At 64.8% G+C, this 19,169-nt stretch carries 19 protein-coding genes and 2 tRNA genes; 1 reads left to right on the top strand and 20 read right to left on the bottom strand.

Annotation, left to right across the window (positions count from 1 at the left end):
* Positions 1-12 precede the first annotated feature (12 nt).
* From IVA81_RS39120 to IVA81_RS39050, 15 genes are all read right to left on the bottom strand, one after another.
* The gene (locus IVA81_RS39120; RefSeq protein WP_247329166.1) at positions 13-789 is read right to left on the bottom strand and encodes a DUF2497 domain-containing protein; all 777 of its coding nucleotides are present in this window, start codon (positions 787-789) and stop codon (positions 13-15) included.
* A gap of 305 nt (positions 790-1,094) precedes the next feature.
* Positions 1,095-2,480, bottom strand: a complete 1,386-nt coding sequence (locus tag IVA81_RS39115) for a TolC family outer membrane protein (protein WP_247330224.1) — start codon at positions 2,478-2,480, stop codon at positions 1,095-1,097.
* Positions 2,481-2,684: 204 nt separating this feature from the next.
* Positions 2,685-3,347 carry a protein-L-isoaspartate O-methyltransferase gene (locus IVA81_RS39110; protein WP_247330221.1) on the bottom strand — a complete coding sequence of 221 codons (663 nt, stop codon included), beginning with the start codon at positions 3,345-3,347 and terminating at the stop codon, positions 2,685-2,687.
* Between the two features lie 179 nt (positions 3,348-3,526).
* Entirely contained in the window at positions 3,527-3,700 is a 174-nt protein-coding gene (locus tag IVA81_RS39105; protein WP_246929754.1) for a hypothetical protein, read from the bottom strand.
* Between the two features lie 214 nt (positions 3,701-3,914).
* Positions 3,915-3,989 (bottom strand) — tRNA-Asn (locus tag IVA81_RS39100).
* 136 nt (positions 3,990-4,125) lie between these two features.
* Positions 4,126-4,494 (bottom strand): hypothetical protein, encoded by a 369-nt coding sequence (locus tag IVA81_RS39095; protein WP_247329164.1) that lies wholly within the window; start codon positions 4,492-4,494, stop codon positions 4,126-4,128.
* Between the two features lie 207 nt (positions 4,495-4,701).
* The gene (locus IVA81_RS39090; RefSeq protein ID WP_247329161.1) at positions 4,702-6,402 is read right to left on the bottom strand and encodes a flotillin domain-containing protein; all 1,701 of its coding nucleotides are present in this window, start codon (positions 6,400-6,402) and stop codon (positions 4,702-4,704) included.
* 23 nt (positions 6,403-6,425) lie between these two features.
* Positions 6,426-7,085 (bottom strand): OB-fold-containig protein, encoded by a 660-nt coding sequence (locus IVA81_RS39085; protein WP_247329142.1) that lies wholly within the window; start codon positions 7,083-7,085, stop codon positions 6,426-6,428.
* 10 nt (positions 7,086-7,095) lie between these two features.
* Positions 7,096-8,259 carry a PspA/IM30 family protein gene (locus IVA81_RS39080; RefSeq protein ID WP_247329139.1) on the bottom strand — a complete coding sequence of 388 codons (1,164 nt, stop codon included), beginning with the start codon at positions 8,257-8,259 and terminating at the stop codon, positions 7,096-7,098.
* 185 nt (positions 8,260-8,444) lie between these two features.
* Positions 8,445-8,828: a RidA family protein gene (locus IVA81_RS39075; protein ID WP_247329119.1), complete on the bottom strand. Its 384-nt coding sequence runs from the start codon at positions 8,826-8,828 to the stop codon at positions 8,445-8,447.
* A 13-nt stretch (positions 8,829-8,841) separates the two neighbouring features.
* The gene (locus tag IVA81_RS39070) at positions 8,842-11,172 is read right to left on the bottom strand and encodes an acetamidase/formamidase family protein (protein WP_247329116.1); all 2,331 of its coding nucleotides are present in this window, start codon (positions 11,170-11,172) and stop codon (positions 8,842-8,844) included.
* Between the two features lie 134 nt (positions 11,173-11,306).
* Positions 11,307-12,548: an acetamidase/formamidase family protein gene (locus tag IVA81_RS39065; protein ID WP_247329113.1), complete on the bottom strand. Its 1,242-nt coding sequence runs from the start codon at positions 12,546-12,548 to the stop codon at positions 11,307-11,309.
* A 43-nt stretch (positions 12,549-12,591) separates the two neighbouring features.
* Positions 12,592-14,214, bottom strand: a complete 1,623-nt coding sequence (locus tag IVA81_RS39060; RefSeq protein ID WP_247329110.1) for an amino acid ABC transporter permease/ATP-binding protein — start codon at positions 14,212-14,214, stop codon at positions 12,592-12,594.
* Positions 14,214-15,134, bottom strand: a complete 921-nt coding sequence (locus IVA81_RS39055) for an ABC transporter substrate-binding protein (RefSeq protein WP_247329107.1) — start codon at positions 15,132-15,134, stop codon at positions 14,214-14,216. The genes IVA81_RS39060 and IVA81_RS39055 overlap by 1 nt, the downstream gene beginning before the upstream one ends.
* 272 nt (positions 15,135-15,406) lie before the next feature.
* Positions 15,407-15,667, bottom strand: coding sequence for a hypothetical protein (locus IVA81_RS39050; RefSeq protein WP_247329105.1), 261 nt, complete (start codon positions 15,665-15,667; stop codon positions 15,407-15,409).
* Positions 15,668-15,926: 259 nt separating this feature from the next.
* Between IVA81_RS39050 and IVA81_RS39045 the strand changes: the two genes are divergently transcribed.
* The gene (locus IVA81_RS39045) at positions 15,927-16,124 is read left to right on the top strand and encodes a hypothetical protein (protein WP_247329086.1); all 198 of its coding nucleotides are present in this window, start codon (positions 15,927-15,929) and stop codon (positions 16,122-16,124) included.
* An 81-nt stretch (positions 16,125-16,205) separates the two neighbouring features.
* On the opposite strand, the gene IVA81_RS39040 is transcribed toward IVA81_RS39045, so the two are convergent.
* The 5 genes from IVA81_RS39040 to IVA81_RS39020 all read right to left on the bottom strand — a co-directional run bounded on the left by IVA81_RS39040 (position 16,206) and on the right by IVA81_RS39020 (position 19,141).
* Positions 16,206-16,352, bottom strand: a complete 147-nt coding sequence (locus tag IVA81_RS39040; protein ID WP_247329084.1) for a hypothetical protein — start codon at positions 16,350-16,352, stop codon at positions 16,206-16,208.
* 201 nt (positions 16,353-16,553) lie between these two features.
* Positions 16,554-16,627: transfer RNA gene (locus tag IVA81_RS39035), tRNA-Cys, on the bottom strand.
* Positions 16,628-16,725: 98 nt separating this feature from the next.
* Positions 16,726-17,487, bottom strand: coding sequence for an ABC transporter ATP-binding protein (locus IVA81_RS39030; RefSeq protein ID WP_247329081.1), 762 nt, complete (start codon positions 17,485-17,487; stop codon positions 16,726-16,728).
* A gap of 7 nt (positions 17,488-17,494) precedes the next feature.
* Positions 17,495-18,211 (bottom strand): ABC transporter permease, encoded by a 717-nt coding sequence (locus IVA81_RS39025; RefSeq protein WP_247329078.1) that lies wholly within the window; start codon positions 18,209-18,211, stop codon positions 17,495-17,497.
* Between the two features lie 198 nt (positions 18,212-18,409).
* Positions 18,410-19,141: a tRNA-uridine aminocarboxypropyltransferase gene (locus IVA81_RS39020; protein WP_247329076.1), complete on the bottom strand. Its 732-nt coding sequence runs from the start codon at positions 19,139-19,141 to the stop codon at positions 18,410-18,412.
* Positions 19,142-19,169 lie beyond the last annotated feature (28 nt).

Raw genomic sequence — 19,169 nt, 5'->3', positions numbered from 1 at the left:
GAACCGCCCGTCTCAGCGGCCGCCGCGCGAGACCCGCTCGATTTCGGCCTTCACGATGCGTTCAACCAGGCCCGGAAGGTTGTCATCGAGCCAGGATTTCAGCATCGGACGCAGCATCTCCTTGACCAGATCCTCCAGCGTCCGCGCATTGCTGCTGAGCACCGTATGGGCCAGGGAGTTGAAGGCGGATTCGACCGCCGAGACCGTCGATTGCGCGAGCATCGGCTGCTGCGGCGGCAGCGGCGGGGAATCGAAGTTCACCGGCGCGTAGGACGGTGGCGGCGTTGGACGCGGCGGAGGCGATTCGGCGAATTCGAGATCGTCGCGCGGCTCGACCTTGCGGAAGCTCGGTGGCGGCGGAGGCGGCGTCGGATCCATCGCCATCTCGTCGGTCAATTCGAGCACGTCCGGTTCAGGCTCCGGCTCGGGCTCGGGCGCGCGGACCTCGGGCGCAGGCGTGGCCGCATCGAGCCCCGCCAGCAGCGCGTCGATGTCGTCCTGGTTGTTGGACGCATCCGCCGCAGGCGCGGGTGGCGGCGCTGGAGTGGGCTTTGCAGCCGGTGTCGGCACGGGCTTCTCGGCGACAGGCTTGGCGGCGGCGGGAGCGACCTTGGATGGCGGAATGTCGTTCATCGCCTGCGGCTTTGGCGGCGCGGCGGGGGCCGCGGCTTTCTCGGGCTTGGCGGTTTCAGCCGGCGGCGGCTTGGCCTCATCGTCGGCAATGATGCGCCGGATCGAGGCCAGAATCTCCTCCATCGAGGGTTCTGTGACCTTTGCAGGCTGCGTCATCTCCGACTCCACATCATCAACGCCCTCGCATGCGCTGTTTTACACCAAGCACGACAGGATTGGCCGGTTCCGCAACGAGCGGCCCGACATTTTCGTCGCGGCAGCCCGACTTGTCCCCAGATCACGGCTCAACGTGCAGCGGTGCGCCCCTGCCCCCGGCACTCAAGCTTTACGCATACGGCATCAACGCGGGGCGAATCGACCCGCACTGTCTTGGCAAGGCTATGTCAGGGATTTTGATGATTGCAAGCAAAGCACCGATCGGCCTCGGCTGTTCGCGAGGCCGACCGGATGACTACGGGGAATCAGCGCCCGTCAGGCGTACGCACGCCGGCCCAGCTGTCGCGGACCTGATGGTAGTGAACGCTGGGATCATAAACCGTGGTCCCAAGGCCGAGAACCTGCGGCGCCAGACGGCCGACGGCAGCAAGGACGTTATAGGATGCAACGACCCGGTCGTGCTGCGCGGTCACCAGCGCCACGCGCGCATTGACCAGCGCCTGCTGCGCGTTGAGCACGTCGAGGGTGGTACGCTGACCGGCCTTGGCTTCTTCGCGCACGCCGTTCAGCGCGATCTCGGATGCCGTCACCTGCGCCTGCGCGGACTGCACCTGCGCCTTGCCGGCCTGCAACGAACCCCACCATTGCACAACGGTCGCACGGGTCTGGTCCCGCGTCGTCTCGAGGTTGAGACGCTGCTGCGCCAGGTTTTCCTTGGACTGGCGGATGAGCGCATATTCGCCACCACCCTGATAAATCGGCACCGAGACCTGCGCGATCGCGGATGCGTTGAACGAGCGGTACTGAATCAAAGACTGTTCGTAGGACTGGCTGACAGCCGCTTGCAGGGAGACCGTCGGCAGCAGAGCGCCCTCGGCGACCTTGACCTGCAAGAAATTGACGTCGATGCCGAACATTGCGGCCGTGACGTTGGGATGCTCGACGAGGCCGAGCTCGACTGCGGCGGCGAGCGTCGCGGGCAGGAAACGATCGACAGGCGAGCCGGGTGCAAGGTTGGTCGGCTCGTTGCCGATGATGCGGCGGAAGTTCGCGCGGGTCGTGGTGAGATTTGCTTCCGCGGTAAGGGCCTGCGTCCTGCCGGCCGCCAGCTGTGCTTCCGATTGCGCAACGTCGGTGCGTGTCACTTCGCCGACATTGAAGCGGTCACGGGTCTGCTTGAGCGTCTGCTCGAGCACCCGCACGTTGCTGCGCTGAACTTCGAGCGTGGCCGAGTCACGCAGATAATCCATGTAGGTCGTGGCGGCCTGGAGCAGTACGCTTTGATCGAGGCTGCGCAGCGCTTCGCGAGAGCCGGAAACCTGACTCTCCGCGGCGCGCGTCCGGTTGGCGGTCTGGTTGCCGTTATAGAGTGTCTGGGAAGCAGTCAGACTTGCGCTTCGGGGATAGCCTTTGCCGTTGACCGGATCGCTGGTGGAGGCACTCTTGAAGTCCGAGTACTGGTAACCACCGCTCGCCGTCAGCGAGACCTTCGGGCGATATCCGGACAAGGCCTGCGGCACGTTTTCGTCAGTCGAGCGCACCTGGGCGCGCTGTGCGTTGAGCTGCGGATTATTCTGATAGGCGCGCACCAGCGCGGACTCGATCGTATCCGCCAAGGCAGGCACCGGCCCGGCTAGCGACAGCAGCAGGACCGAAACTGCAGCTCCGGTGAAGAGCTTCACCCCATGCATCCCAAAAATTCCGTTCATTCTAACGCCCACCTCGTGCCCGCGAGCTGGGTACCGTCTACGAGTGGAGTCGCTGCCCCGCTGCAACATAGGACGCGGTCAAGCGCGACGGAACCACCCCAGAGTAGTTCTCGGTGGAAACTCTTCACGTGCAGCATCCCGGCCACACTTCTGATTCAGAACGGGATTTTAACGGGCTTTGCGCCGTCAGAAGACGAAGGCGGCAGCCCGCACCAGCCCGGGAAGGACCGGGGCGGCGGCGTCGAACAGGGTTCGATGGCCGAATTCCCCGTGGGTATGGGTCACGATCATGGCCCGGGGCGGCCTGGATTCGGCCGAAACCCCCACCAGACGCCCGCCCTCCTTCAGCTGCCCGAGCAGCGCCTCCGGCGTCAACTCGGCAGCGCCATTGAGGATAATCACGTCATAGGGGGCGGCGGAAGGATCGCCTTCGGTGCAGGCTGCGGCCTTGCAGGTCACATTGGCGAGCCCCAGGGCAGCGAAGGCGTCCTTGGCCTTCGCGGCCAGGGCCGAATCGCATTCCGTTGCGGTGACCTGGCGCGCCAGCTTGGCTGTCAGCGCCGCGAGATATCCCGTGGCACAGCCGACCACCAGCACGTTGTCGCCCTCGCCGATTTCGGCGGCCTGAAGCAGCTTGCCGGTCAGCTGCGGCTTGATCAGGAAGCGCTTGGCTGCGCCCTCGCTCACGTCGAGGTCGAGATCGAGATAGGCCAGCGCCTGGCGGCCGGCCGGCACGAAGGCCTCGCGCGGAACCGTAAGCATGGCATCGAGAACACGACGGTCAGTGACGTCACTGGTGCGCACCTGGCCATCGACCATTTTGAGGCGCGCGGTCGAAAAACCGGACATTTGCGGACCCTGCAATGCGGCGATGCCGCGAACCAAAGTTGGCGGCATCTTTGGAACATGCCCGGTCAAAACGCAACACGGCCGTTAGCCTGTGCGGCCAAGGCCTCGGGCCAAGGCTTCGCTGCCAAGGCTTCGCGACCAAGGCTTCCGCATCTTACCGCATCAGGGGCCGGAACGGATTACTCGATCGCCACAGCGAGGCGGCCGATCAGAGCGGCGACCTCGTCCAGCCGCGCCGACTCGGGTGTCTCGACCGCACGCGCCAGACAGGCGAGGCATTCGTCGTCGCTGAGCTCGGGAATGTCGGCCGGCAGAATCGAGGGGGCCATGTGGTCGACCTGGATGTCTGGCATTGGGAATCAGCTCCGTAAAAATCCGGCAGTTGCAAAGCTCGATTTCAATTGAGTCGATTTGGCGCCCCCCGCATGGCGCGACGGCGCCCATGCACACATCTGCTTGACTGCGATTCCAGCCAGGGATCGTGGACGCACTGCTCGGAATTCAACGCAACGAGGTCGCGCGTCACCTGAGGGCACGATCACAACTCGTTGAATTTGCGGTAGAATTTGGCTCCCCGGGCTGGATTCGAACCAGCGACCATCCGATTAACAGTCGGATGCTCTACCGCTGAGCTACCGAGGAAAAGGCGAACCAGTCGTTCGCGCGCGGCTGCGTATAACAAAGCCGCTTGCGCTTGCAAAGACGAATTCGTCATCATCCGCAACGTGCTTGAGGAAGGGCCCGAGCGGCCCCTCCTCCGGGCCGTAACGGCCAATCGCTATTCCGCGAGAAACGAGGTGGTCTTGGTGCCGGAATCGTAGCGCAACCGAAGCGCTGTCACCTTGCAGAGGTTGACGTTCTTCCACAGCACGGCTTCGTCGTAGCTCTGCCAGTCGACCCGGACGTTCCAGATACAGCCCTCGTCGTCCTCGTCGAACTCGACATAGGTGCTGGCCTGGTTCTGCAACACCTTCTCAAGCTCGTTGTCCCACTCGTCCAGGCCATCGTCCGGCGCGTTGAAGCCCAGGAATTTGATGGCATAGCCGGTCTCGTTGACGACGGTGACGTTGCGGGCGTCGGCCGCGAACGACGGCATGGTGGCGATCGAAAGACCGATCGCGATCAATCCAGACAGAAAATACTTCATTTGAAAATCCTCCGATCGAAACAGGCCTCAGCGCCTGGCGTCGATCGGCGCAGGCGCCGCGGCAACAAAAGGCGTTGCCTCGAGACACGTCCGGAGCGCGATCGAAAGGTTCAGGACACGATCGATCTGCACTCCGGGACGTTGCGCGACGCGAGACGCGCCCAGCCTGTTTATCGTTTCGAATTCTCCGCAGCAATGAACGGGCATTCATAGATCGGCGGCGTTTGTCCTCTCCGGCGCCGGGGCCGGCGCCGGCACAGCGGCGCCGTTGCTCTTCCCGGTCACGGCGCCGACCAGCGCCTGCACGGGATCATCGCCCGGCGCAAAGCCGCTCTGGCGCAGGATCTCGTCGATCATCGGACGCAGCGCGTGCACCTTGAGCAGCTCGCCGGCGAGTCCTTCGCCGAAGCCGACATTGCCTCCGCCGGCCCCGTTGCCGCCGAACGCGCCGCCGGTGTGCAGGATGCGGACGTCCTTGAGGTTGGCGATGGGCTTGACCATCTCGGCCAGCGCCGACGGCATCGTCTCGATCCGCTTCTTGGCGATCTCGAAGTCGATGACGTTGCTGCCGAGCTTGTTCTGCGCCTCGTTCTTCATGGTGATGACGGCGGCCTCGGCCTCACCGATGTTGCGGACGCCGACGGCCTTGATCTTGTTGGACTCGGCCTCCGCGGTGGCCAGCGTCTTCACAGCCTCGGCGCGATCGAGCGAGGCCTTCTTCTCGGCCTCGGCCGCAACGATCAGCTCGGTCGATTTGCGTTCGGCCTCGGTGCGCGCGGCCAGCACCTGAGTGAGACGGGCACGATCGGCCACCTCGACGGCGCGCGCGGTGACGACCTTTTCCTCGGCGGAAACGGCGAGCGCTTCGGCGGTCTTGGCTTCGGTGACGGCTTCCGAGGTCTCTTTGCTCTTGGCAGCGATCTGGATCTCGTTCTCCTGCGTGGCGATTTGGATCTCGCGCTGAGCGTCGGTTTTGCGCTTGTTGATCGCCAGATCCGACTCGATCACCGCGGTTTCCTTGACCTGCTTGGCGCCGGCCTCCTTCTCGGCAACGGCTCGGTCGGTGTCGATGCGGGCATTTTCCTCGGTGAGGCGCGCGGTCTGCGTGGCGGTCGCGACCTCGGCCCGGGTGCTCGCGGTCTTGTTGGCGATGTCGCGCTCCTGGGAGAGCTCGGCCTCCTTCTTGGTCCGTTCGATCCCGAGGGTCTGCTGGCGCGCCTCGAGGTCCTTTTGCGCAATCGCCACCTCGTTGTCGCGCACAATGGCATTGCGGTCGCGCCGGCGGGTCTCGGTGACGGTCTTCAATTGGGTCAGGCCCTCGGCGTCGAAGAAGTTTTCCGGGTTGAAGAACTTGACGTCGGTCTGGTCGAGCTTAGTGAGCGACACGGATTCAAGCTCGAGGCCGTTGGATTTGACGTCGGACTCGACTGTAGCCTGCACATGCTTGACGAAGTCCGAGCGCTTCTCCTGGAGTTCGAGGATGCTCATGGTCGCCGCCACCGAGCGCAGGCCGTCGACGAATTTCGCCTCGACCTGGTTGCGCAGGGCTTCGGCGTCATTGGTCAGCGCACCCAGCGTCTGGCTCGCAAGTGCGATACTCTCATCGTCGGGGCGGACGCGTACATAGAACTCGGCAACGATGTCGACGCGCAGGCGGTCCCTGGTGATCAGGGATTCCCGCTCCTTGCGTTCCACGGTAAGCCGCAGCGTCTTCAGATTGACGCTGGCATAGGAGTGGAAGATCGGCAGGATCATGGCGCCGCCGTCGAGCACGACCTTCTTGCCACCGAGTCCGGTGCGCACGAAGGCTTCGTCACGCGTGGCCCGTTTGTAGAGGATGGTGAAGACGATCCCGAGGACGACGATCAGCGCGACGCCGATCATGGCCGGGACTGCGATGTCGAACATGACTTTCTCCAATGAATGAACTGCTAGCTGCTTAGAGGTGGCTTGGACGGCTTAAGTTCATCGTCGGCCTTCACTGCGACGAAGCGGGTGCCGTCGCGGTCGACCAGCAGGACCATGGTTCCCTGCGGCAGGGGTGATGACGACGGCGCGGCGACCGCCCAGACGAAATGGCGGTTGCCGTGGATATCGGCGACGCTGACGCGGCCGGGCGGCCCCTGGTCGAGCGGGCCGATGACGACCTCGCCGATGCGGCCGACGAGATCCCCTAAGCCGACGGCATAGCTTTCATCCTTGGGAATGACCCGCGCGATGGCCCTGCTGGCGGCGCGGACCAGCGGAACCGACACCACGACGGCCCCGACCGAGGCGACCGTCGCCGGCAAGGGACCGGCCACCATCCGCGCGATGTCCTGGATCAGGAAGCCGGTGATGGAGAAGGCGCCGAGCAGCAGCAGCAGGAAGATCAGCAGCGGCACGCCGCCGACATTGATCCAGGAGATGGCGTTGATCACGCCATTGTCGCTGGGATGACCAAAGTCGATGTTGGTGCCGAGCATCTCGCTCAAGGAGGCCCCGACCAGCATCGAGACCACCTCGATCGAGCCGACGATGAGGATCATGGCCGCCGCGATCGCGAACGGCCTGACCTCCGGCGACATGACGTGTTCGAGCAGAGCGCTCATGACACGGTACTCAGGAGCGTGACTTCAGCCGCGCCAGCCTCGCCGCAATTTCCTTGTCGCGATGGAGCGTGCTGAGCTCGTCGATGTCGCTCGAATACGGGATGCCCGGCGGCACGCCGGTGGCCCGCGCCACCGCCCTGCCCGCCCGCAGCGCCTTCGCCGCCGCAGAGCTGCCGCCCTGTTTGCGGGGCGACGTCGAAGCCTGATGGCTTGCGGCCGCCTCACTCTTTTCGAGATCGGCGCGGCGCTGTTCGGCGTCCTGAAGTGCCGACAGCACGGCACGCAGCGAAGTGACGCATTGCTCGATCTTCTCGTTGTTCTCGTCGATGGCGCGGGACAGCACCTCGAACTGCGCCTCCAGATCCATCTGCCGCGCGATGCCGGCGCGGGCGAGGTCGTCGCGCCCGTCGATGATCGCCCCTTCGATCTTGGGCGCGAGATCGGCCATCTCGCGCTCGATCTCGGTGCGGCGCGCGTTGAGGCGGTATTCCTCGGCACGCGCAGCGGCGAGCGCGTCGCGCGCCTCGCTCTCGGCACGCTCGATCTCGCGGATGGCCTGTCCGACCACCCCAAGCTTGTTCTTGCCTTCCGCCTGCTCGATCGCGTCATAGGCGATCCCGGCGATCAGGCGCCCGACCCGGGACAGGAAATTTTCGGGAGCGGCAGCGATGGTATCCATAGCGTTCTCCTCCTCTGGTAGACTGTTCGGCGTGACGCCGTAGTGAACTTCGAAACCGTCATCGGTGCGGATCAGGCGCGCGGGCACGCTTTGCCCCCAGCCCTCGGCATAGCCGGCATAGTCGAACGGCACGCTGAAGCGCCCTTGCACGGTCGCAATCGAAATGGTGGCCGGGCCCTTGATCTTGGCGAGCTTGTCGTCGAGCGGCAGACGACGGCCCTGCGCCGCGCGATATTCGGCGCGGTCACGCAGACCCAGCGTCACCAGGCGCGACGGCAGCGCGGTCTGTTTGCGGATCGGGTCATAGGCATGGGCATGCAGCAGCACGACGTTGGAACCGACATTGTGGCTCCGCGCGACCTCATCGAGGATCTCCATCATGCGGTCATAAGCCCTGAACGTCGCCTCCAGCGCGGCCTTGGCGGCCGGATCAGGGGCAAGCCTGTAACGCAGCGCGGACGGCGCGTTTCGGGGCGACTGGCTCATGGAAAGCACTAAAGCACCATTTTGGTGCTTTAGGAAGAGGAGATGCGATCACGTTCCGCTGATCCTTGTGCACTCTATCTATTGGTCGCCGTGGTCGGGGCGCGCGTTCAAGCCGGGCGTTCACCCCTAGATCACAGTGCCGGACGGATCGCGGCAACATGCGCCCCGGCTCTGCAGCGCATCACTTCGTGCTCTCACGGCCGACGGCACACCAGGTCGATCTCGATCAGTGCGTCATAGGCGAGCCCGGTGACGCCAACACAGGTACGGGCCGGCAGCCGACCGGGCGCGAAGTACATGCGATAGGTCTCGTTCATCGCAGCGTAGTCGTCCTTGAAGCGCGTCAGATAAATGCGCGTCATGACGACGTGTTCGAGGCCGAGATCGAGGCCGGCCAAAACCAGCTTCAAATTCTCCATCACCGCGCGGGTCTGCGCGACGATGCCGTCGGGCAAGACGCCCGGCGCTTGCGGCGTGTCCGGCATCTGGCCGGTCACAAAGACAAATCCGTCGGTTTCGACGGCGTGGCTGAAGGGCGCGACCGGCTTCGGTCCGCCGCTGATCATGTGGAATTTCACTTGAGTGTCCTTGTCAAGGTCCGTTCTGAAACAGGCTCTTGCTGATGATGGCATGCACGCCCCAATTGCCATCGACCACCTGCGTTACGCCGAAATCGACGGCGGCCGACATCAGCGAGATCGCCTCGTCTTCGCTGAGGCCTTTGACGTTCATCAGGAAGCGCCGCATCTTGCGAAAAGCGTCTTTCATGGCGAGGTCGAGCGAGGACTTGGCGTAGACCTCGCTCTGCCCCTGCGCGCCGAATTCCGCGAGATAGTTGGGGTGGCTGAAGCCGGTCAGGACCCAGTCGCTCTCGGTCTCGATCAGGGGATAAGAGAGGTCGGCGAAAGGACGGCCGGCGAGATCGGCCTTCTTGTGCAGGATCACCTCGAAGGTGCCGGTCATCGAGCATTCGATCGCGGTACCGCTCAATTCGCCATCGCCCTGTGCGGCATGAGGATCCCCGACCGACAGCAACGCGCCGGGAACGGAGACCGGAAGATAGACGGTTGCCCCCTTCCCCAGCCGCCAATTGTCCAGATTGCCGCCGAAATAGGATGGCGGCACCGAATCGACGAAATCGACCTCGCGCGGCGCCACCGCGATCACGCCGAAATGCGGACGCAGGGGAATCTTGACGCCGTCGAGCACGGCATGGCGACGCTTGATCGTGGCGGGTGCGACGGGAACGCCGGGATAGTCGTAGGTTGTGTGCACGACGCCGAAGGGATCGGTCTGCGGCACCCAGCGGTAGGAATAGAGCGCGCGGGCGTGCGGTACCTCGGCGTCATCGAATATCTCATAGATCGTGACGACTTCGCGCGGCTTGGGACCGCCGAGAAACTCGTTGTAGTGATAGCCCCACCACGCCGCGACAGAGGAACCGAATACACGGCCCGCATGCTTCGGATTGCGGCTCGCGCGCGGCACGATGTCGAGGATGCGCACCTCCAGCACGTCACCTGGCTGGGCATCCTTTACAGCGACGGGTCCGGTGCAGATGTGGACGCCAAACCCCTCGCCGGCACCGCGGCCGAACACGCTCGCATCCATGGGCCCTGCGCCGCGGCGGTCGACGTTCTTCTTGTCCCGTGTCCAGCCGAACACGCTTTCTGCGGCGGCATCGCCGGCGATCATCAACGCGGGATCGTCGGAGGCGTGCTGCGTCAGCGTCTCGATGGTGACGCTGTCGCCCGACGCGATCTCAATCTGCGGCGGCAGCGAGCGGCTGAAATAGCCCCAATGAACGCGGCTGGCTTCGACCGGGAGATGGTGATGCCTACGCTCCGCTGAAGGCCGCTCCTCGGCGCCGGTACGGGCGACACTGCTGCGCGCCTCCACGCCCTGATGTGCACGCAATTGCGCCAGTGCCTCTTGCGGCCAGCCGCGCTGTCCGGCGACCCCGTGCTGTGCAGCCGCCCGTTCCGCCTCCTGCTGGCGAAACTCGCGCGGCGGCAGGCCGAAGCGATGGCGGAAGACGCGGCTGAAATGCGCGGAGTCGCCAAAGCCATAGGCGTAAGCGATCTCCGAAATCGAGCGATGCGCCTCGGTCGGATTGGATAGGTCGGCCCAGGCCCGCTGAAGACGTCGCTCGCGAACGTAATGGGTGAAATTGTCGCCGACCGTTTCGAACAACTTTTGCAAGTAACGCTCGGAAATGCCCTCGGCTTGGGCGACACGCGCCGGCACCAGATCGGGGTCGTCGAGGCGACGCTCGATGGTCTGGCAGATCCGGTGCAGCAGCGCAGTCTGCGTCGCACTGGATCCAGCATCGGAACTCGACGCCGCCAGCTGATGCGCGAGCGTCAGGAGAAGATCGACAAGCGACTGCGCGAGCGAACTCCATTCGGCATCGCTCAATGTGTCGAGCGTGCGCGCGGTCGCGTCCAGCAAGCGCGAGAACACGTCGGCAAAGCCGCCGGGTGGAACGACGCGCGGCTCGCCGAGCCGTGGCTTGCCCGAGAGGCGCCCGCGCAGCGCCTCCGATGTCAGGGACAGCACAATGGCGCGCATGTCGCGCTGGAACACGATGCTCCAGTCCCCGCTGCGCGGCAGCAGCACGAGATGACCGACCGGAACGATGCGGTGTCCGCCGGCGCTCTTCAGCACCATGCCATCATCAACCGGCATCAGCGCGATCGGAAGGTCTTCATTCGCCTGCGGGAGGGGACCAACACTCTGCGCGCCCGCGGCCATGCGCGTTAGCGCGACACCTGCGGCATGACGATGGGAGGCGGTAGCGTGCCCGTCGAAGAAGGAAGGCCCGCCTGCCGGCTGCAGGCCGACCGCCGCCAGCACGTCCCGCCAGGCTTCGGGGCGGTCGTCTTGCGCGTAGGACTCGCTCGTGAACGGGCGAAAGCTCATCGGATCGACCCAGATTGCGGTCGATCGAAGCAACCTCTGTGCCAAACGCACGCGGTCGTCCGTCGCTGCGACGGGCCACAAATGGTCTCCGCTTGTCACGTGCTCATCCCAAAAACAGACAGCGTCTCAATGCATTAGTCGCACCGGAAGACGTTCTTGCGGATCGTGCCGTGGACGCCCCAATTGGCGTCGACAACCTGAGTCACGCCGAAATCGGCGCCGACCGACATCAGCGAGATCGCCTCGTCCTCGCTGAGGCCATGCACGGTCATCAGAAACCGGCGGAGTTTTCTGAACGCATCACGCATCGCACGGTCGAGACTGGAACGATTGGCAATCTCGGTTTGCGCATCGGCGCCGAGCGCGGCGAGATAGTTCGGATAAGTGAAGCCGTAGAATGACCAGGCGTGGTCGGTCTCCAGCATGGGATGGTCGAGGCCTTCGAGACTGGTGCCGGCAAGGTCGGCCTTCTTGTGCAGGATAAATTCGAAATCGCCGGTCAGCGAGGTCTCGATCGCGGTGCCGCCGAGCTCGCTGTCGCCCTGGGCAGCATGGGGATCGCCGACCGAGAAATAGGCGCCTGGGACCGCGACCGGATAGAACATCCGCGCGCCCTTGCCGATGCGCCAATCGTCGATGTTGCCGCCGGTGTAGCTCGGCGGAATCGAGCTGACGAAATCGGCCTCCGACGGTGCGAGGCCCATCGTGCCGAAATGCAGCCGCGCCGGCACCTTCACGCTGGAGAGGATGTTCTCGCGCTTCTTGATGGTGGCGGGGTCCACGCGCACGCCGGGATAGTCGATGGTCGGATGCACGATGCCGTCAGGGTCGGTCTGCGGCGTCCAGACGTAATTGTAGACGGCCTTTGCGTGGGGCTCGCCGGAGGTGTCGAGCTCGAAGATGGTGATGACCTCGCGCGGCTTCGGCTCCTCGATCAAGTCGTGATAGTGAAAGCCCCAGTTCGCTGCGACATTGGAGCCGAAGCAGCGGCCGGCATGGCAGGCGCTGCAGCTCGGCCGTGGCCGGATGTCGAGAATGCGCACTTCCAGGATATCGCCGGGCTCGGCGCCTTCGATCGCGACCGGTCCGGTGAGCAGATGCACGCCGATCCCCTCGCCTGCGCCGCGGACGAAGGGGCCCTCGACAGGGCCGGAGCCGCGGCGCGCCACGGCCTTGTGCTCGCGAGTCCACTGGAACACGCTTTCGGCGCCGGGGTCGCCCTGGATCATGCGCTCGTAATCGTCATTGGCGTGATGGGTCAGTGTCTCGATGGTGGCGCGATCCCCGGAGCGCAGCGTCAGGGCCGGCGTGACTATCTTGGAGAAATAGCCCCAGTGGACGGTTTTCGGCGAAACCGGCAGGGTGACATGCTTCATGAGGTGGCCTCTTCGGGAGTCTTCAACCTTGTGGAGGCGCCGCTCATCGCACCGCCTCCGGAGTCTTGTCGGCTTCCATCACACTGAGGAATCGCGCCGTCAGCGGATTGCGGGGGTTGGAGAGCACCTCGTGCGCGGGCCCCTCCTCGATGATCGTCCCACCACTCAAGAATGCGACGCGGTCGGCCACTTCGTCGGCAAAGCGGATCTGGTGCGTCGAGATGATCATGGTGAGGCCGTCGTCGATGGCGAGGCGCCGGATCACCTCCAGCACCTCGTTGACCAATTCGGGATCGAGCGCCGAGGTCGGTTCGTCCAGCAGCAGCACACTCGGATTGGGTGCAAGCGCGCGGGCGATGGCAACGCGCTGCTGCTGGCCGCCGGAGAGATGCCGCGGCAGCGCATCGGCGCGATGCGACAATCCGACCCGGTCGAGCAGCTCGTTGGCGCGGCGGTCGGCGTCGATCCGGGTCATGCCGTGGACCCAGCGCAAAGGACCGGCGATGTTCTCCTTGGCCGAGAGATGCGCGAACAGATTGAACTGCTGGAACACCATGCCGACGCCGACACTGGCGCGCTCATTGGCGAGGTCGCGGGGCGATAGCGGCTTGCCGTTCTCGCCAAAGCCGAGGCGTCGTCCGCCGACGCGGACGGTGCCGGACTCCCAGCTTTCGAGATGGTTGATGCAGCGGAGCAGCGTGCTCTTGCCGGAGCCGCTGGGACCGAGCAGCGCGACCACCTCGCCGACGCGCACGGTGAGGTCGAGACCGTCCAGCACCTTTTGTGGGCCGTAGCTCTTGCTGAGATCCCTGGTCTCGACCGCGATGTTGTTGCGCGCGATCGTGGCGGCGCGGCGGGCGCGCTCGTCGTGCGTCAGAGCAAGCGCCGGTGTATCCACAAGCTCGGCCTTCACCGGCTCAGGCGCATCGGCTGTCGCTTCCGCAAGTTCGCGCTTGGTACCGAGATCGACGCGGCGCCAGGGCAGATAATCCGCCAGCTTGCGCTGGCGACCCTTGGCACGGTCGAGATCGAGCAGCCATTCAACGAACAGCTGGATCACGCTGATGGCAAAGGTCAGCACCAGATACAACAGACCCGAAGCGAAGAAGATCGAGAAGAAGTCGAAGGTCGAGGACGCCAGCTGCGTCGAGCGCAAGGTCAGCTCCTGCACCGCGACCACGGAGGCGAGTGAGGAATTCTTCAGCGCGCTCACCGCTTCATTGCCGAAGGCCGGGATCATGGTGCGGATCGCCTGCGGCGCGATGACCCGGCGCATCAGCACGGACGGCGTCATGCCGAGCGCCTGCCCCGCCGTCAGTTGCCCGCGGTCGACGCCGAGCACGCCGGCGCGCAGCATCTCCGCGATGAACGGCGCCTCGTTGCAGGCCAGCGCGAGGCCGGCGGCGAGCACCGCCGGCAGCTTGAAGCCGATATGCGGCAGCGCGTCGTAGGCGAACACCATCTGAAGGATCAGCGGCGTGCCGCGGAAGATCACGGTGTAGGCCCTGGCGATCGCCGCCAGGGGCCAGAAGCGGGAGAGCTGCATGCCGGCGAGGATCAATCCGAGGATCAATCCGCCGCCGAGCCCGAGGGCAGTCACCTCGAGGGTGAGCTCGATGCCCTCGAGCAGATACGGCATGCTCAAATAGTGGAGGAACAGCGACATCAGTCGGCCGTGAGAATGTCCGGTTCCATGAAGTTGTTCACATCGAGCCCATGCTTCTTCAGAAGCTCCATGTGGGTGCCGGCCTTCTGCACCTCGATCAGCGCTGCGAGCACGGCATCGCGGAACTTCGGCTTGTTCTTGGGCACGGCGATGCCCACCGAATACGGGATCGTCACCGCGACCGCCTTCTCCAGCTTGTCCGGATAGGCCTTCACCGCGCTGTCGACGGTGTTGACGTCGTTGACGTAGGTGTCAGCGCGGCCGGCGAGGATCGCCTGGATGCAGTTGGCGTTGTTGTCGTAGAGCTGGATGGTCGGCTCGGGCTTGCCGGCCTTCTTGCACTCCGGCATCAACGCCTGGATCAGGGGCACCTCGACATAACCCGTGTTCTCGGCGGCGGCCGCGCCGCACAGCGACAAGTTGATGCCGTTGATGCCCTTGGGATTGCCCTTCGCTACGAGCACGCCGTCGAACACTTTCGAATAGGTGATGAAGTCGGCCGCCTTGGCGCGCTCTTTGGTCGCATAGATGTCGGAGATGACGATGTCGGCCTGGCCGGCCGCGAGCGTTGTCAGCAGCGCTGCGAAGGTCACCGCCTTGTACGTCAGCTTGAAGCCGAGACATTCGCCGATGGCCTCACCGAGATCGATATCGAAGCCGATGTACTTACTGGGATTCTTGGGATCGATGGTCTCATAGCCCGGGGTGTGCGGGTTGATGGCGTTGACCAGCGTCTTGCCCTTCCAGTCCGGGTATTTCTCCTGGAGCGCGGCGCAGGCGGCGGGCGCTGCGGCCTGCGCGCTCAGCGGTGCGCCGGCGACGAGACCGAACGCAACGGCGGCGCCGAGTACAAGCTTGCGCCGGGGCAATGATGCGCGCGCCGATTCCCGCCGCGCCCGGGGCCAAACCGATTTCTCCATCTCGCCAGTTCCTCCGAAATGTCATGGCGCTTGCCATGGTCCAACGATCGGGAGGAAGCGTGCGGGAGTGCGCCACGAAAAGCTTGTCCGCGGACGTACAAAAAATTGGATGGACTGCGCCCGGCATTTGGGCAAACGGCTGCACAGAAACTGTTCGCAGCGGCGCAGCTCGGCCCCTCCACAGCCTGTCCGCAGCATATCCACAGGGCCGATATCGCTGAATCGCCAGCGGGTCGGGCGACTTGCTGCGCACAAATCCACAGGCTGCTCATTCAGCCGCCGGCCTGATCGAACACGCTGCGGCATGCCTCGCTCAGGCTCGAGCGGTTGCGCCGCAGGCACGCCGTGATGGCGCGGACGTTGGGGATTTCGCCGGCGCAGAGCCGGTAGACGTCTGGCGTGCAGGCCCGGCGCTGCTCCGCCGTCCCCTGCGCGTGGGCGGCGGAGGCGAACATTGTCAGGAAGAGCCCCACCGTCGAGGCGCGGCGCGCCCGGCTCTTCACACCCGCAAACCGCAAGAACCTCGCCTTCATGACCAGTCTCCTGTCTGCCCTGCCCCGCCCGGCCCGCATTGGTCGGTGTGCGAAGGGGTAGGAGAAATAAACCGCTCAGGATGTGATCTCTTTCACACTGCCGGCGCAGCGGAGGAACCTAGGATTCCCAAGGGGATTTTTAGAAATCGCTAACCAATTGGGACCCGATCGCCGGATCGTTAAAATGCGAACGATCGGATCAATCGGGTAACAAACCGGCTTTGCGACATTGCGCCCATCCGCGTTCTGCGAGGGTGCGATGAGAAGCGAAGCCGAATTCAACCTGCTGCTGGATGCCGTCCGGGACGCCATGGTCATTGAAGATTTCGCCGCCGCGCCGGAGCAGGAGTTCGTGTCCCGCTCGTGGAGTTTTGACGCGACACCCAATGCGGCCAATGACAATGAGGGCGCCTGGCCGCTCCTGCCGTTTCCCGACGGCTGGTACGCGGCCTGCTGAAGGCTGCCTTCGCCGCTGATCGAAGCGCCCGCCTCGCGGGCGTTTTGCTAGGGCTGTAACGGAAACCCGGCGCAACCACGATCAGGTCTTGACGCGATCCTCGCCATCCTGCGGCGCCCGGTCGGGTGCGGCCGCTGGAAAGATGCTGTCATAGATCGCGCGGGCCTCACGGATGAGGCGAGTCCGCTCCAGCTCGGTTTTCGGGACAAATCGGACGATGTCGCCCACGGGGTGCTCCAGCGCTCGTTGATAAAAGCCGCATCACTTCGCAGATGCGAACTCTATGCCAGCGGGCGCGAATCGGGCGTTTCCAGCACGCCACCGCGCAACCCCGGTGACCTGGCCGCCTCGCACCTCGGCGGATGGCCGCACAAGATCGGCGGAACCTGCGCCGAGATCGAATTTTGCTGAAAGATCAGGGATTTGTAATGGAGGCCACGACCAGAATTGAACTGGTGTACACGGTTTTGCAGACCGTTGCGTAACCACTCCGCCACGTGGCCCCGTAAGGGCGGAGCAATATAGGGGATGCAGGGTTTAGGCAACCGCCTTCGTCCGACTTTCCCGACGACTTTCAGCGGCTTGATGCCGACTTGAAGCGCTAGGCCTTCGCCCCGCCCGGCCCGCCGAGATAACGGCCGAGAATCTCCTCGGTCGTGCCGGCCGCCGCGATCCGCCCCTGCTCCAGCAGGATTGCCCGGTTGCAGGTGCTCTTGATCAGCTCGACGTCGTGCGAGGCGAGCACCAGGATGCCGGCGCGGGCGACGATCTCATCTAACCGCTGCCGGGCCTTCTTGCGGAATTGCTGGTCGCCGACGCCGATCCATTCGTCGAGCAGCACGATCTCGCCCTCGACTGCGGTTGCGACCGCGAAGATCAGGCGCAGCATCATGCCGCTGGAATAGGTGCGCAGCGGCAGATCGAGCCGATCGCCGAGCTCGCTGAACTCGGCGATCTCCGCGCGACGTGCATCGATCTCGGCGCGCCGCGCGCCGATCACGAGGCCGCGCCGCATGATGTTCTCGTAGCCGGTCGCTTCCTCGTCGAAGCCGGCCGACAGATCGAACAGCGACAGGCAGCGGCCGAGCACGTCGATGCTCCCCGCGGTCGGATGGTAGATGCCGGCGAGAACCCGCAGCAGCGTGGTCTTGCCGGCGCCATTGGCGCCGATGATGGCGAGGCGGTCGCCGGCGCGGATGTCGAGGCTGACCTCGTTCAAGGCCGTGATGAGGTGCGAGACCGCCGCCTTCCGCCGCAGCGTCACGGCGCTGACGAACCGGCTGCGCAGCGAACGGTCGCGAAACGACAGCACTGGAAATGTGACCGAGACGTCGCGAAGCACGATGTGGGCCGTGGCGGTCATGGGCGCATCACAGCCAATACGCCACGCGATGGCGATATCTTGCGTAGCAGCCGAGGCCGATGACGACCACGACGATCGCATAGGCCACCCCCAGCAGCCATTGCTCCGCAGAGGTCGGCTGCGACAATAGCGGCCGGCGCACGAGATCGAGCAGCGTCGCAAACGGATTGACCCACGTCAGCCAGTGAAAGGCGGTGCCGCGCACGCTGTCCTCGGTCCAGATGATCGGCGTGAGAAAGAAGATGAACTGCAGGCCGCTGACGATCGCCGAACCAATGTCGCGAAAACGCGCGCAGAGCATGCCGAGCGCGACGGCGCCACCGAGCAGCATGAGAAACAGGATCGCAAAACCAGGCACCACGAGCAGCATGTTCCAGTGCAGCGGCCAGGGCATCACGACGTAGAGCAGCACGACGATCACCAGGTGATGCGCGAAGATGAGGACGTTGCGCGCGATCATCTGAAGGACATGAACGATCAGCGGCGCCGGCACCGCCTTGATGAGCTGACCGGACGCCACGAAGATGTTGGAGCCCTCCTGGAGCGTCGTGGCGATCAGGGTCCAGACGATCAGGCCGACCGCGAAGGACGGCAGGAAGGCGCCGATGTCCTGCTTGAACAGTGCCGCATAGACCGTGCCGACGCTTGCGATCGTCGCAGCGAGCGTCAGCGTGATCCAGAGCGGGCCGATCACGGTCCGCCGGTAGCGCAGCGAAATGTCCATCAGCGCGAGCGTGCCCCAGCGATCGGGCCGCGCCGCCTGTGCCAGAATTTCCTTCGCCGCGAGCTGAATTCGACTGCCCCTTCGGTTGCCGCTCTCCCTACCGCAACAGGAAAGCAGATCGCGACCCGTTTCGACCGATGGTCTCTAAATGCCCGCGCCTCCCGGTGCAATCAACCGTACAGATGAAGTGGGCCGAAGTCAGGCTCGTTTGCGCCGCCGGAAGTCGCGCCGGCCCTTTGGGGCAGGTTTGGGCGCCAATTCCGGCATCTCGGCCTGGACCTCGCGGTAGCGTGTCAACAGCCGTTCAAAACTCGCATGCAGCGTGTCGGCGATGTCGGGACGCCGCTCCAGGCCGGCGAGAATTGTCGCCGCAGCCTCGATGGTCGAGAGCCCGTCGCTGCGCGGCTCCTTGCGCAGGCGCCCATAGCGCGAGGGGTGCGCCGGGTTGAGGATCACGCGCTGGCATTTGAGCATCCAAGGATTGCGCCACCAAAGTGCCTTGGCCTGGCTCCAGGTGCCGTCGAGCAGCACGACCCCTTCGAGCTTGCCCAGGATCGCGCGCTGGTTGTCCGCAACCTCGCCCTTGCGGTTGAGCGCGACGATCTCGCCTTCGGCTTCGAGATCGGCCGCACGCGCCGAGCCGAGATAGAGCACGGCCCAGCGCGCCGCATTCTCGACCGGCCGTCCCAGCGCCTTGGACAGGCTCGGCCAGGACAGGCCGACCCGCACCACGGCATCGGCGAAATGCCTGGCGAGCAGGCGCGCGGTGCCGAGCGCCCTGTCCTGCTCCTGCGGGTGCTGGAGGATCAGGAGCGAGAGCCGATTTTCAATCGGCGTGACGCTGTCGCAGATGCACAGCGGCATCGGCTTCTGGCAATGCGGGCATTCGGGGATCGGGTCGGCGGCAGCCGTATCTGGCGGGTTCGACATGGGGGCCGCTATACGCTTGATGCGGCGC

The sequence above is a fragment of the Bradyrhizobium sp. 141 genome (genome assembly GCF_023074055.1).
Lineage (GTDB): Bacteria > Pseudomonadota > Alphaproteobacteria > Rhizobiales > Xanthobacteraceae > Bradyrhizobium.
Note: the sequence above shows the minus strand (reverse complement) of the source record. Positions and strands in the feature narration are given on the sequence as shown.